This is a genomic window from Nostoc sp., from assembly GCF_036916985.1.
Taxonomy (GTDB): domain Bacteria; phylum Cyanobacteriota; class Cyanobacteriia; order Cyanobacteriales; family Nostocaceae; genus Nostoc.
Window position 1 is genome coordinate 151,237 of the sequence record NZ_JBALFD010000014.1, and the last position, 14,995, is coordinate 166,231.

General features: G+C 41.3%; 12 protein-coding genes. 6 read left to right on the forward strand and 6 right to left on the reverse strand.

All coding sequences use genetic code 11. The features are described from left to right. The first annotated feature begins 23 nt into the window (after window positions 1-23). The gene (locus tag V7L07_RS04255; protein ID WP_335055375.1) at window positions 24-461 is read left to right on the forward strand and encodes an NUDIX hydrolase; all 438 of its coding nucleotides are present in this window, start codon (window positions 24-26) and stop codon (window positions 459-461) included. Window positions 462-674: 213 nt separating this feature from the next. Here the strand turns inward: V7L07_RS04255 and V7L07_RS04260 are convergent, their stop codons facing one another. From V7L07_RS04260 to pip, 3 genes are all read right to left on the reverse strand, one after another. Then, the gene (locus V7L07_RS04260; RefSeq protein ID WP_335055377.1) at window positions 675-1,466 is read right to left on the reverse strand and encodes a GH25 family lysozyme; all 792 of its coding nucleotides are present in this window, start codon (window positions 1,464-1,466) and stop codon (window positions 675-677) included. 101 nt (window positions 1,467-1,567) lie between these two features. Beyond that, on the reverse strand, window positions 1,568-2,209 hold the full coding sequence (locus V7L07_RS04265) for a DUF4232 domain-containing protein (RefSeq protein WP_335055379.1): 642 nt from the start codon (window positions 2,207-2,209) through the stop codon (window positions 1,568-1,570). Between the two features lie 770 nt (window positions 2,210-2,979). Next, a complete protein-coding gene (pip, locus tag V7L07_RS04270) occupies window positions 2,980-3,918 on the reverse strand; it encodes a prolyl aminopeptidase (protein ID WP_335055381.1) in 939 nt (312 codons plus the stop codon). Between the two features lies 1 nt (window position 3,919). Here pip and V7L07_RS04275 point away from each other — a divergent pair, with 1 nt between their 5' ends. The 5 genes from V7L07_RS04275 (at window position 3,920) to V7L07_RS04295 (ending at window position 11,841) form a co-directional block, all read left to right on the forward strand. After that, window positions 3,920-4,057 (forward strand): hypothetical protein, encoded by a 138-nt coding sequence (locus V7L07_RS04275; RefSeq protein ID WP_335055383.1) that lies wholly within the window; start codon window positions 3,920-3,922, stop codon window positions 4,055-4,057. 85 nt (window positions 4,058-4,142) lie between these two features. Next, window positions 4,143-4,784 carry a hypothetical protein gene (locus V7L07_RS04280; RefSeq protein WP_335055385.1) on the forward strand — a complete coding sequence of 214 codons (642 nt, stop codon included), beginning with the start codon at window positions 4,143-4,145 and terminating at the stop codon, window positions 4,782-4,784. Between the two features lie 349 nt (window positions 4,785-5,133). Next, a complete protein-coding gene (locus V7L07_RS04285; RefSeq protein ID WP_335055387.1) occupies window positions 5,134-10,689 on the forward strand; it encodes a PAS domain S-box protein in 5,556 nt (1,851 codons plus the stop codon). Next, the gene (locus V7L07_RS04290) at window positions 10,686-11,231 is read left to right on the forward strand and encodes a hypothetical protein (RefSeq protein WP_335055389.1); all 546 of its coding nucleotides are present in this window, start codon (window positions 10,686-10,688) and stop codon (window positions 11,229-11,231) included. The genes V7L07_RS04285 and V7L07_RS04290 overlap by 4 nt, the downstream gene beginning before the upstream one ends. Window positions 11,232-11,376: 145 nt before the next feature. Then, entirely contained in the window at window positions 11,377-11,841 is a 465-nt protein-coding gene (locus tag V7L07_RS04295) for a CYTH domain-containing protein (protein WP_335055391.1), read from the forward strand. A gap of 691 nt (window positions 11,842-12,532) precedes the next feature. Here the strand turns inward: V7L07_RS04295 and V7L07_RS04300 are convergent. The 3 genes from V7L07_RS04300 to V7L07_RS04310 form a co-directional block, all read right to left on the reverse strand. Further along, a complete protein-coding gene (locus V7L07_RS04300) occupies window positions 12,533-12,847 on the reverse strand; it encodes an RNA recognition motif domain-containing protein (protein ID WP_335055393.1) in 315 nt (104 codons plus the stop codon). A gap of 392 nt (window positions 12,848-13,239) precedes the next feature. Further along, a complete protein-coding gene (locus V7L07_RS04305; protein WP_335055395.1) occupies window positions 13,240-14,097 on the reverse strand; it encodes a 3'(2'),5'-bisphosphate nucleotidase CysQ family protein in 858 nt (285 codons plus the stop codon). After that, window positions 14,097-14,990, reverse strand: a complete 894-nt coding sequence (locus tag V7L07_RS04310) for a sugar kinase (protein WP_335055396.1) — start codon at window positions 14,988-14,990, stop codon at window positions 14,097-14,099. The genes V7L07_RS04305 and V7L07_RS04310 overlap by 1 nt, the downstream gene beginning before the upstream one ends. Between the last annotated feature and the right edge of the window lie 5 nt (window positions 14,991-14,995).

Below are 14,995 nucleotides of genomic sequence, written 5' to 3' on the forward strand. Positions count from 1 at the left end.
AGGCCGTAGAGGATGCAAATTACATGAGTCGAAAAGTCAGCAAAGTGTTTAAACAGTCTGGGGTGATTCCTTACAGAGTGAACAATGGTAAAATTGAAATCTTGCTAATTACCACCCGTGATTTTCAACACTGGGTAATTCCGAAAGGAGATATTCCTAATGGCATGAGTCCGCCTGCTTCAGCAGCTAAAGAGGCGTGGGAAGAAGCAGGAGTTATTGGGCATGTAGATGTGAAGGAACTGGGCACTTATAAATACCGCAAACAAGGCAAAAGTTACCGCGTCAAGATGTATTTATTACCAGTCGAGATGCTGAGTGAAGATTATCCAGAAGCAAGTAAAAGAAAACGGCAGTGGGTAGAAGTGAATAAAGCTATCAGGCGGGTTAAATTCAATTCACTAAAACGAATCCTTAAAGGTTTTTTCCAAGTCAAGTCTCACTTCTGTGCATTTCGATATTAGTTAGATATTGAAATACACATTATTTTGAGCCTATAAGACCAAAGTGAGGTTTTTTAGAATTAGCTATACTTAAGACCACACAAGGGGCTTAAGCCCCTGATTAAAAGTGTTCCTATAGCTGCCTGCGACTTCAGTTGTCGGGTATTTTAGACAAAGTAGAATGCACTCATTTGACAGTGAATATGCGTCTATTTATTGAGTGTAAAATCAGTTTTAAATCCATAGTAAAGTTACCCAAGTTTTTATACCGACAATTCCATCAGCCTGCAATTTCTTAGATGTTTGAAAACTAACAACTGCGTTTTTAACTAACTCAGAAAAATGCCCATCAATGGCATCAGTATATAATCCAATATCTTTTAGTTGCTGTTGTAATTGTTTTACTCTTAGTCCAGAATCTCCTAGCTGCAATCCATTGAATCTATTCAAATCGGCTCGACCACTAACACCACTAACACCAGATATATCACCTTCATATTGATGAATTAAGTATTGCCCCTGCCAAGCACTAGGAATACTTGGGTTTTTGGCTCCGTAGTGGGCAATCCATAACGGATAACTAGCAAAATCTGATGGATTACCTATTTCTGCCCAGAAACTAGGGAAGGTATAAATAATTGGTTTGATTGGTTTTTTTGTTTGTTGCAAAAGGGCTTTTTCTACCTCTGCTAACCACTGCTTCGCTGCACTAATTACTGCTTGGCTACTTACTTTATCAGTTATCTCTACATCCAGAACTGGTGGTAAGTCTCCTGGTTCTAATTTGCCCAATGTTTTTAAGAATTCCTTCGCTTGCTGAACTGGGTCAGATGTATGGGGGTGAAAGAAATGATAAGCACCCCGAATAATACCAGCAGCTTTCGTGGTCTGCCAGTGATGAGCAAAAGCAGAATCTTTTATGCTAACTCCTTCTGTAGCTTTGACAAAGGCAAAAGTTTTACCAGAGTTTTTTACTGCTGTCCAATCTACTCTGCCGTCTTGATCGGCAACATCAATTCCTTCCATAGAATTTCTTAACCTTTGTGATTAGTACAATAGTGAACTTATCAGAGGCTTTGATTAAATTTATGCTTTTTCTGGGTATTTGAGTAAATTACAGAAATCTATTAGGGTTGAGTAGCAACAGAACGTACTGGAGTCACTCTAACTTTGCCTGTACAAGGCTTGATTTCTTCTGCAAGGGTAAGGTTTTGGGAGGTATTCGGAGGCGTGATTTCGATTTTACTAGATATTGGGCAGCGTTCCTGTGGGGAACTAACATGGTTATATGCTATCTGAAATGATGCTTGTTTTCCAGGGGCTAGAGTTACTTGTTGTCGAGGTTGCCTACTCGAAAAGTAAGTGCCCTTGGAGCGAATAACTTTAATCCCCTGTAAGGGTTGATCTTTTGCATCCAGTAGTGCCAATCCCGGATAACCGTTGAGGTTACAAGGGGATGAGCCATTATTGGTGAAGGCGTAGGTGAGTGCAACATTCCCAACGCCAGCATCTTCGGAGACTCGGCGCACTGACAATTGGCTAGTTTCACAGCGCGTCGGATTCGTGGAAATAGTGGCTTCAGGGGTGGAATGCTCTATAGGTTTTGCAGTCGGTGTAGGTGTTGAAGACAACACAGCTTCTTTCGTTGGTTGTTCGGTGCTTGCTGGCAAGGCTTGCGGCTGTTTTGTAACAGAGGAAGAACCGACACAGCCAGTTGTCAACGCAGTTAGGAGCAACAACATACTGCTTTCCACAATTAGAATTCGCATATCTTCTTTTTTTGTAGTGAACTACTTACACTGATGGTTTACATACAGTGTAAGTTTCCAAAGTAACAAGAGTTAGCGTTGCTGTGTATATACTATCTTTTATAGTGCAATACGCTTGGGTTAAGGGCTACTGGCAAAAATTTTGGGTTTTCGAGACGCGATAAATCGCCGTCTCTACAAGTGTTTTGTTGCTCATTCTGAACTGTATTGTTTTAGAGGTTGTTTGAAAAGTCTAAATTAATACTAGCCCCAGCGATTAGAAATCGCGGCTACACGAGACTTTAACCCACCTTTCCTACGGAACGCTACGCGAACGTGGGTTGAAGACCTTGATTTTGTGTTAACGTGAGTTCGATGAACCTCTCCCTCCCAACCTCCCTCTCCGAAACGGAAAGGGAGGAGCAACGAAAAATTGAGCTTTTTGCTCCCCTCTCCGTGTCGGAGAGGGGCTGGGGGAGAGGTCAAATAAGACTTGTCGAACTCACGTTGTGTTAGTCCGCACAGACGGAGAATGCTAGTGTAGTAGCGAATTATATGAGACTGTTGGTCAATTCACGGTGGGTTTGATCCCTCACCCCTAAAACATTGGTTTGGCGTTGCTTTCCCGCCCTGAAATAAATTTCGGGCTAATAGCTCAAGTCCGTTTCAACGGACTGAAATTAGAGTAATGATGGGTTAGTTAGACCCCCTATTAATTCGCCAACAGTCTCATAAAATTCGCCCAAAACTTTTCAAATATACTCTTATATCTGTTAGTTAATTCAACCGAATTAAATATTATCTGTTGCTTCAATTAAAGCACTACGAATTCCTGGCTCACTCATCGAATGCCCAGCATCAGGAACCACTATAAATTCGGCTTCTGGCCAAGCACGATGTAATTCCCAAGCTGATATCATTGGGCAAACTACATCATAGCGTCCCTGAACAATTACAGCCGGAATATGGCGGTTACGGTCTACATTTAAGAGTAATTGATCTTCTGTTTCTAAAAATCCCTTATTCATAAAGTAATGGCATTCAATCCGTGCGAAAGCTGAAGCAAATTCACTTTCACCAAACTTTTGCATAAGTTCTGGGTCTAAAAACAGTCTACTGGTACTACCTTCCCAAATTGACCAAGCACGCGCTGCTGTTAATTGAATTTCTAAATCTGGACTAGTTAAGCGTTTGTAATATGCTGCGATCAGATCGTCACGTTCATCTACGGGAATTGGTTTGAGATATTCTTCCCAAGCATCAGGAAAAATATAGCTAGTACCCTCTTGGTAAAACCAGCGCAACTCTTTTTGCCTCAGCATGAAGATTCCACGCAGAATTAATGCCGTACAGCGAGAGGGATGGGTTTGACTGTAGGCTAATGATAAAGTGCTACCCCAGCTACCACCAAAAACCGCCCACTTTTCTATACCTAAATGTTGGCGCAGTTTTTCGATATCACTGACTAAATCCCAAGTGGTGTTTTCTCGTAATTCAGCATGGGGCCTACTTTGACCGCAACCGCGCTGGTCAAACATCACTAACCGCCATTTTTCGGGGTGGAAATATTGCCGATAAAAAGCTGGACATCCACCACCAGGGCCCCCATGCAGTAAAACGATGGGTTGACCTTGGGGGTTCCCTGACTCTTCAAAATGAATGGTATGAAGGTCGGAAACCTTTAAATAACCTTCTAAATAAGGCTCGATCGCTGGGTAAAGTTCTCGCATTTTGGATATTCTATCAGTAATGTTGTTGTTGCGATCGCTTGTCTTTGTGAAACAACTTCAGTCTTTTCACCTCAACACCTGGGTGCTTTCGGAAAAAGCTAGACTACCTCTGTTTTTGGCAAAGGTATGGGAATCTTAAGTGCAGGATTTAGATATTGATAGTATAGGACAGTAATTCAATGGCGTACTATTCTAATTCAGCCCCGTTCCGCTTGCGGATATATATGAAACAGAATCGTAATTCTCAAGTTTTTATTGGTTATCCTTTAGCAAACCCTACCGAATGGATACAAATTTTCAATTTTAATAACACAGAATTAATTTGTGGAAAACAGAGATTTGATATAAATGATGTCCGTTCGTTTATTATTGCCTATCCCAGTGGTGAAATATTAGATGGAGAACTAGTATTTTACCCACTTCCTCAAGGAATATATTATATTGAAAATGAAAAAAATATCAAATCAGAAATTCTTATTCCAGAAAATCTCAAGGAAGGAAACCAACTTTTAAAAGTAGTACATAAAAAAGCAGTAGATGAAAAAAGAAATAATTATTATTCAACTAAATTAATAAATATATCTCCAGAAAAAATTAGAGTCATCAAATTTGCTGGCTATACACAATACCACGGAATGTATATTCTTAATACTATTACTGGTGGTTATTTCAGCGAACAAAATTTTCGAGAGTGGTATGGTGTTGATGAAGACGGTTGGATAAAACCTGGACAAACAGTAATAGACCCAAATAATTATGGTGGCCGCAAGGGTTATTGGGTTTACTTTTGTGTAAATGAGAGCGGTAAAGAATTCATTGCAGGAGCGCAATTTCAAGGAGTAAGTCTTTGGTGGAAGCTATGGTAATTATAGCTATTTTCAATAAATAGATATCTGGTGAAAACAGAGTATTCTTGATTTTGAGATGCCTACAGCTAGTAATTTGTCCCATTAATTTTGACGGTTAGAGAGACGCGATAAATCGCCGTCTCTACAGGTAATTTGTCCATCAATTATTTATTGACAGACTACTAGCTACACCTACGCATTTTTGTAAAATTTTGAAGAGAGTATGTAGTTTTGCTGTAGTCTAGCATTCCAGCGATCAACTAAGGATACAATCACTATACAGATTTATTAATGCTATTGTTAGCACAAAATTGTTAATTTGTAAAGTATTTAACTCATAATACGAATTATTTAAGAGGAGTCGTTGATGAGTACACAACAGCTAGAGCAAGTAAAGCAATTGCAAGCCATTGTGAACAAGATGGAAGTAACGCTGGGTGCGATCGCTGATGCTGTAGTCTGGGTAGGAGAAGACCGACTCATTCAATGGTGCAATTCTAGCTTTGAGTCTCTGGTAAACCAACCTCACGATACTGTCTACGGTGCGAAGTTAACTGACTTACTACCCCTGACACAATTAGGACAACCAGTTGCTTTATCCTGTTATCCTGATGTGCAGGTACTCAATGGAGATTATGAAACAACAAATTATCAGTTGCAGCAAGATGGGCAGACTTTAACGCTGCAAATCTCCGGTAGCTGTATGGGATTGAGTGGCGATCGCTGTACAATACTAGTAATTCGGGATATCACGCTGACTCAACAAACTCAAGAATCCTTACAAGAGATTGAGGAGCGGTTGCAGACATTAATTAATGCCACACCCGATATTATCTGTTTAAAAGACGGCGAGGGAAAATGGCTGCTGTCAAACCAGGCTAACCTCGAATTTTTAGAGCTACAAGGCGTTGATTATCAAGGTAAAACAGACTCAGAATTAGCAGAATTTAGCAATTTTTATCATGATGCTTTGGTCAACTGCGACAAAACAGATGAAGAAGCTTGGCAATTGGGATGTGTGCATCGGGTAGAAGAGGCTATCCCTCGCCCTGATGGAACAATGAGCAGTTTAGATATGATTAAAGCTCCCCTATTTCACCAAGATGGTAAACGCAAAGCTTTGGTAGTTTTAGGGCGGGATCTGAGCGAACGTAAACAAACTCAAGTAGCTTTAGAAAATTCTCTATCTTTGTTAAGCGCGATCTTTGAATCGATTCAAGATGGTATCTTAGTAGTCGATAGCTCAAGTAATATCACTAGTTATAACCAAAAGTTCTTAGAAATGTGGTCAATTCCACCAGAACTTTTGACAGAACCAGATCATCCTCAGCGACTAGCATATCTGGCAAACCAGCTAAAAGACCCTGATGTTTTTTTGCAACGAGTCCGAGAATTATACTCACAGCCGGAATTAGTTAGTTACGACTGGTTAGAACTAGAAGATGGCAGAGTATTTGAGCGCTACTCTTGTCCTCAGCGCATCGGCGAACAGATTATTGGTAGAGTGTGGAGTTTCCGCGACATCACCCAGCGCCAAAGGGCAGAAGCAGCACTGCGACAAAGTGAATTACAATACCGCAGTATTTTTGAAGCAATTAATGATGGACTATTTATTATTGAGATGGAGACTGAAAAAGTCGCCGAAATTAATCCGGCGGCTTGTCAAATGCACGGTTATTCTTATGAAGAATTTCTCAGTTTACATCCATCTGTTTATATTCATCCAGACTCACATCCCGTCTTTCTAGAGTTTGTTGAAAAAACACGAGATGGTGACCAATTTTATGGGCAAGCAGTTGATATCTGCAAAGATGGCACTTTAATAAATGTGGAAGTCAAAGGAACGACCTGCATTTACAATGGCAAGCGACACATTTTAGCAATAGTGCGGGATATTACGGCTCGCAAACGCACCGAGGAAGCCTTACGCCAAAGCGAAGCCCAGTACCGCGATTTGGTGCAAACAGCCAACTGTATCATTCTGCGTTGGGATGGCAATGGTGACATCATATTTTTAAATGACTACGGTCAAAGGCTTTTTGGTTTTGATTTAGATGAAATTATCGGACGTAATGTTATTGGCACAATTGTTCCAGAAACCGAAACTTCCGGGCGCGACTTGCAGACATTAATGGTTGATATTTGTCAGCACCCAGAAAACTATCTATTTAACGAAAACGAAAATTTATGTAAAAATGGCGATCGCGTCTGGATAGTCTGGGCGAATAAACCCATTTTAGATGCCCAAGGAAACTTAATTGAAATTCTTTCAGTCGGCACTGATGCCACAGAACGCAAACGCGCCGAAGCAGCCCTCCAGGAAAATGAGTTAAAATTCCGTAGCATTGTTGAAAATGCCAACGATCTGATATTCATCCTCTCGCCAGAGGGAATTTTTACTTATCACTCGCCAAATGTAACTGCACTTATGGGCTACAGCCTAGAGGAAATCGAAGGTCATTCTGTGGTGGAGTTTACCAAACCGGAAGACTTAGCAACTAGCGCCGCCGCTTTACAAAGGGCGATAACTGGCGAAAAGCTGACTAATATTGAAGTGCGATTGCGACACCAGAATGGTAGCTGGCGATGGTTCAACTTTAATACTTCCACTATTAATACTCCCAACGGTGAAATTGCGATCGCCGGTGTGGGACGCGACATTACAGAACGCAAGCAAGCAGAAGAAGCCTTGCGTCGTAGTGAAATGAAATACCGCAACATCTTTGAAAATTCCCAAGTCGGGATTTTTCGTACCTGGCAAAAAGATGGATTGATTATCGATGCGAATCAACGTGGTGCTGAGATATTAGGTTTTACCTCTGCGGCTGACTTAATTGGCAAGTATTTCACAACTGATTTATATGTCAATCCAGAAGATCGCGTGCAAATGTTAGCAGAGTTAGAAGAGTCAGGTGAAGTTCGCAATTTTGAAGTAGCACTACGACGCTTGGATGGATCTGTTGTTTGGGTATTGTTGTCACTCCGTCTCAACGCAGACGAATCCTGTTTAGATTGCGTCTTTACAGATATTAGCGATCGCAAACAGCAAGAGCAAGCTTTACGCTTAATTGTTGAGGGTACAGCAGCGAAAACAGGCAATGAATTTTTCAATTCCTGCGTTCGTTACCTTGCTGAAGTATTACAAGTTCAATATGCTCTAGTGACTGAGTTTAATGATGACTCAAGAACGAAAGTCCGCACTTTGGCATTTTGGTCTTGTGGGGCTATTAACGAGAACTTGGAATATGAGTTGCAGGGTACTCCTTGCGAATACACCTTGCAAGGTAAAATGTGTCACTACCCTCAAGCAGTGCAAACAACTTTCCCAGAAGATGCCGATTTAGTGAGGATGAATGCCGAAAGCTTTTTTGGCGTTCCTCTCACCAGTTCATCCGGCGAAATCATTGGACATCTAGCAGTGATTGATGTCAAACCTATGAAGCCCGATCCGGGACGAGAACTGATTGTGAAAATTTTTGCCGCCCGTGCCGGTGCCGAATTAGAACGCAAACAAGCAGAAGCCGCCTTACAGCAAAGCGAGTTAAAGTTTCGCACCATCGTGGAAAAGGTCAACGATGTGCTATTTGTGATCACTCCTGACGGGGTTTTCAACTATATTTCTCCTAATATCTTGAATACCACCGGATTTGCCCCCAGCGAAATTGAGGGTAATTCCTTGGCATTCTTTACTCATCCCGATGATGTGCCAAAATGTCAAGAAGTTGCCCAAAGTATCCTGGCAACAGGTGAGGGAATTTCGGGGACTGAATACCGCGCGAAACATCGTAGTCAAGGATGGGTTTGGCTAACTAGTAACGCAGTCCGTACCCAAGATGCCCAAGGTAATTTTCAGATTGTCGGTGTAGCTCGTGATATTAGCGATCGCAAACAAGCAGAAGCAGCCTTGCAACGTCGGACTCAAGCCGAAAGTTTAATCAGCAGCATTTCTCGGCAATTTATTGACCAAGATTTAGCAACAGCAATTAATTTTACACTGCAAGCGATCGCTCAATTTATTGATGCTGAACACAGTTGCATTTTTGAATGCTCCCAGGATAAAAGTGAATTCAACCTGATCCATGAATGGTGTGGCGAAGATGTTGCACCATTGATTGATATTGCCAGAGGTTCGCCTGTGGAAGTTTTCCCCTATTTCTACGAGCCGATTCTCCGTGGTAAGCATCGACAAATCTCTTGTGTGGAAGATTTACCCCTGCATTTACCTGAGCGAATACTTTTTGAAAGTATGTCGTTTCAGTCTATACTCGCTGTGCCAATGGTTCATGCTGGCAGAGTAGTTGGGTTTGTTGGTGCAGCAATGATTCACTACTCAAAAACCTGGAACCAAGAAGATATTAATCTATTAAAACTGGTAGGTGAAATAATTGCGATCGGTCGAGCTAGACACCAGGCAGAAGAAGCGCTAAGAATTGCCAAAGAAGCAGCCGAAACTGCCAACCGAGCCAAAAGTGCTTTCCTCGCTAACATGAGCCACGAACTGCGTACCCCTTTAAATGCGATTCTGGGTTTTTCCCAATTAATGGAGCGAGACACTAGCCTTAACTCAAATCAGCGTGAATCATTAACTACCATTAACCGCAGTGGAGAACACTTACTCAACTTAATTAACGATGTCTTGGAAATGTCCAAAATTGAAGCTGGGCAAATCATTTTCAACCCCGAAGACTTTGACCTATATCTGCTGTTGCAAACACTACAAGAAATGTTCAAAGTGCGGACACAGGCAAAGCAATTGTTTCTCAAATTTGAAATGGCTCCCAACCTCCCCCGCTACATCCAAACAGATGAAGGTAAACTCCGCCAAGTCTTAATCAATCTTTTGGGTAACGCCGTCAAGTTTACTCAGACTGGCGGAGTAACGTTGCGGGTAAGCTTAGGGAGCGGCGAGCAGGGAGAAAATTCCTCTCCTCTGCCCCCCGCACCCTGCCCCTCTGCCTCTTCCCCATCCCTACACTTTGAAATCCAAGACACTGGACGGGGAATAGCAGCAGAAGAAATGAATAACCTGTTTCAGCCTTTTGTTCAGACAACAAGTGGTATTCAAACGAAGGAAGGAACTGGACTCGGACTGACTATCAGCCGTCAATTTGTGCGGTTACTGGGAGGCGATATTAACTTGACAAGTAGCCCTGGGCAAGGATCTACTTTTAGTTTTGATATCCAAGTGAATTTAGCCGCAGCTTTGAAAGCTGCACCCAAATTAAATAAGGGACGCGTACTCAAACTGGCAGCAAACCAGCCATCTTACCGTATTCTCGTAGTTGATGACCGTAAAGAAAACCGCGATCTCATAGTGCAACTTCTTGGTAGTATTGGTTTTGAAATTCAGGCTGCGAATAATGGACAAGAAGCGATCGCTATTTGGCATACCTGGCAACCTCACTTAATTTGGATGGATATGCGGATGCCTGTAATGAATGGCTACGATGCAACCAAAGAGATTAGAGCCAGGGAAAAAAATACAACTACAAATCTCCGCACTGTAATTATTGCCCTAACTGCCAGTGCTTTTGAAGAACAACAGGCAAGTATCTTAGCCGCAGGTTGCGACGATTTGGTTCGTAAGCCATTTCGTGAGCAAGTGATTTTTGAAAAAATCGCTGAATATTTGCAGGTACGTTATATATATGCAGAAGAGAACAGGCAAGATCCAACAAACAACAACCTAGAGAATATTCAATCTTCTATCTTGGATCTTCGCTCTGCAATTACCCTTATGCCTACCCAATGGCTAACAGAACTTAATCAAGCAGCTATTGAAGTCGATGCTGAAAGAATTTTCCAACTAATTGAGCAAATTCCACAAACTCATTCTGTTTTGGCAGAGAAATTGGCAAATTTAGTCCGTAGCTTCTGCTTTGATGAAATTATCGACCTAACCGAGGAAAATATCCAATTATGAACAGCAAAATTAAATTCTTGACTTTTGCCACCGTAATGCTAACAGTTTCTTCTCAAACTATCAGCATAGTTGTAGCACAGGCGAAACTAACAAACCAATCAAAGCTGTTTATCAACGGCATTGGTGCAGTACAAATTGGCATGACTGTTCCCCAAGCAACAAAGGCTGCTGGTACTAAACTAGTAGGTGATTCACCAAATAACAATTGCTATTATGTTAAGCCACAAAATGAACCGAAAAATCTTTCGTTCATGGTGACAAAAGGTCGTATTTCTAGAGTAGATGTGCGGCAAAATACTCAGATTACTACTCTCAAAGGCGCAAAAATTGGCGACACTGAAGCGCGAATCAAGTCCCTTTACCCAGGACAAATTAAAGTCACACCTCATAAATACGTCCAAAATGGACATTACCTAACTTTCATCCCCAAAGATCGCGCTGATCAGAACTACCGTGTAGTCTTTGAAACTGATGGTAAGCTTGTCACTCAGTTCAGAGCGGGTAAATTACCAGAAGTTGAATATGTTGAAGGCTGTTCTTAATTTAACTATTTCAGCTTTTTAAAGGCGATTAGACAATCTTGAATGCAAAATACCGACTCAGTTACCCAGTATTAACAATTGAACCCAACGTCTACATAAGATAAGCGGCTGCGCCCCATTCTCAGTAAATAATCTGGTAAATAAAATGGCAAAAGAAATAGAGCGGAAATATTTAGTGAGAGGAGATAGCTGGAGAGAATTAGCTGAAGGTAGTGTATATCGTCAAGGATATATTGCCACACAAGATAAAGCGACTGTACGTATACGTATAGTCGGGGAAAAAAGTTATTTGACCATTAAAGGCCCTAATATTAAATATTCAAGATTAGAGTTTGAGTATCCTATTCCTGTTGAAGATGCTCAAGAAATACTTGAAACATTATGCGAACGTCCTTTTATCGAAAAAATCAGATATAAAATAGAGTCGGGTGGTTTAATTTGGGAAATAGATGAGTTTGATGGTGTTAATAAAGGATTGATATTAGCAGAAGTTGAACTCAGTGATGAAAATCAACAAATTGAACTACCAACCTGGATTGGACAAGAAGTTTCTGATGATTCCAGATATTTCAACAGCAATTTAGTAAAACACCCTTTTTCACAATGGTAATGCCTGAAATATCGAGAACATCCCGATTTTATAAAAATATCTAACCAATAGAATGAGACTGTTGGCGAATTCATGTAAACCGCAATTTCTGGAGTGAGAAGCTACGACATCTCAAGCGTTGAGGATAGCGATCGCAATTCGCCAACAGAGTCATAAATTAGCCGCTACAGAAACGTAGGCAAAGCCTTTCCACAGAGGTATACTAAAAACGGATGATTGCTAGACTTTTGCCCAGGCAAAAATCTTTGTATATCAATACTTCTGGCGATTTTAAAACTAAAGCTGCAACCCGTCTTTAGTATACAATCTTAGAGGTTGTTTGAAAAGTATTTCGCTGTGACTTTAGACACTTTTAGATCCCCCCTAACCCCCCTTAAAAAGGGGGGAACCGGAGTTAAAGTCCCCCTTTTTAACGGGGATTTAGGGGGATCTAGAACGTTTTGCTACCAAGAAGAGGACTTTTCAAACATCCTATTATATCGCAAGGTGTAAGAGGATGTTTGAAAAGTCTAATTTATTACTAGTCCTGGCGATTAGAAATCGCGGCTACACGAGACTTTACCCACCTTTCCTACGGAACGCTACGCGAACGTGGGTTAAAGACTAGATACAAAATCAAATATTCCAGCAGAATTGAGCCTTTGGCTTTATCTGCTGGAGACTCTAAATGTGAAATTTTCAGGAACCGACTTTAGTAGCGATTATTGTTGCGGCGGGCATTATTACCGCCACCCCAGCTACCACGAGAAGAGTTACTTCTTTCCTCACGAGGTTTAGCTTTGTTGACTTTCAAATCACGTCCCATCCACTCAGCACCATCAAGTGCATCAATGGCAGCTTGTTCTTGGGTGTCTGATTCCATTTCTACAAAAGCGAACCCACGCGGCCGGCCTGTTTCCCGATCTGTGGGTAGTTGAACACGACTTACTTTTCCGTATTCTGCAAAAGCCTGCTTGAGGTCATCCTCTGTAACCTGATAGGACAGGTTTCCGACGTAAATTGACATAGAAATCTCCGAATTCAGGGAGTGTAGAGAGTTAAATTCGGAGAGACGGTTTTTAGAAATCAAAACTAGTTACTCAACCGAAAATAATCTTTATGTCCATGAGTGTAGCACAGCCTCTAGCCTTTGAATATCGTCCGATCGTGAATTTTATTGACAAATAGAACCTTTAGGACAGGTTCGCAAACCTTCCAACGACAGGCTTTTGTTGTTTGTACTATAAAAGTTACACTTTTAACAGGAAATCGATATTTAGTTAGCGATCGCTCAGATATGTAGTGTTTTGAAAATGGCGATATGGACTAAGGGCGAAGATTATTAGTAGTTCTGGTGAATATACCATGACTAACTGTTTTAAAAACAAAATTAAAAAATATTCATCTTCAAATATCCCATTAGCTCTGGTCAAAGTGCGCTAAAATCCTTTCTGCTTCCTGACACAGCAATTCGTGATATTCACCATTACTAGCCAGCAAACCTCCCCATTGATTAATATCACCAGTGTTATACTGCAACGGAGTACCATCGAAGTGAGTAAATTTACCACCAGCTTCCGTTAAAATCAATTCTGGGGCTGCTATGTCCCAATCTTTGGGCGCAGACTTACCAGAAAGAGAAATGTAGATATCTGCATCTTGCTCGACAATGGTGGCGATTTTACAGCCTACACTACCCACAGATTTCTGATTTTGAGAGGGTAAGTTTTGTAATAAGTGATCTAAGCGTTGGTTGCGGTGGGAGCGACTAACAACTAAGGTTAAATCTTCAATTCCTTTGCCTGACGAAACTTGTAAAGGAACAGATCCATCAGGGGTTTCTACAAATGTACCTCCACCTTTGGTAGCGTAATATAACTTTTGAGTCTCTGGTACTGCCACCACTGCTAATACTGGGCGTGTTTCCTTGACTAAAGCAATGTGAACTGCATAATCCCCGGTTTTTTCGATAAAGTCTCGTGTACCATCCAAAGGATCAATGATCCATACCCAAGGGGTGGAATGCGTATCAATATTTGACGATTGATAAGTTTCTTCACTGATGTAAGCAAAATCTTCGTTACCTAAAGTTGCTTGTAGCCTCTGCAAAATGTATTGACTTACGGCAACATCGGCAACGGTAACAGGCTCATTCTCCTTGTACTGTACTTCTAGGTTTGGGTCTTTTGCAGTGCCGTGATAATACGATCGCAGTATTTCTGCTGCACCCCAACCTACCTCACGAGCGATCGCTAATATTTCTTGTAAGTCTTTCATTAATTTAATTCCATCCAGCGCCGTGTACCAAACAATTTACAAGAATCAGCAGCAATATTAGCTGCTAGTCCTAGTGCATCAGTAAAACTTTCCCTTAAAATGTAATGACAGAAAGCACCGTGGAAAATATCTCCAGCCCCTAAGGTATCAACCGCTTGAATCTGCGGCACATCTACGATACCAGTTTTAGTGCAACTCAAGTATTCAATTGGGTTTTGTCCGTGGGTAATGGCGATGTGAGGAATATCAAATCCACTGAGATAAGCAAAAACATCTTCTCTAGTCTGGCAGTTGGGGGGATAAAAATTAGCTGAACAGATGGCATAATCTACAAATGGCAGAATTTGCTCAAATCCAGGCTTCCAACTACCAGCATCAATTACTATTGGAATATTCTTGGCTTTAGCCATTTGGGCTAGAGCATAACTAACCGCCATCTGATGCCCATCAATCAGTAATATATTGACATTTTGCAAAATATCTGCTGGTATAGATGCGCTGCTGACTTGAATTTTAACAGCATTAATGGAAACCACAGATCGTTCACCTGTGGATTGGGTGACAATAATTGAAGATACAGGCGGTGCTAAATCAGTGGTAGGCTCAAGGTCTGCGATCGCAACTTTATAATTTGCCAAATCACCTCGAATTAGCTGCGTCATCGGGTGAGAACCCACTACACCCAAGACTGTAGCTTGATTACCTAAATAGCTAAAAGTCACAGCCGCGTTGGTAGCTGGCCCCCCTGCCGCTACAGTATAGTCAGTAGCGACAATCTTCTGGTTACTCTTAGGTGCAGACTCAGCCAGGTAAATCAAATCCAAGGTTACTAAACCTACAAATAACCCACGATCCGATTTTGGATTTTGGATTTTGGATTTTGGATTATCCATTTCTC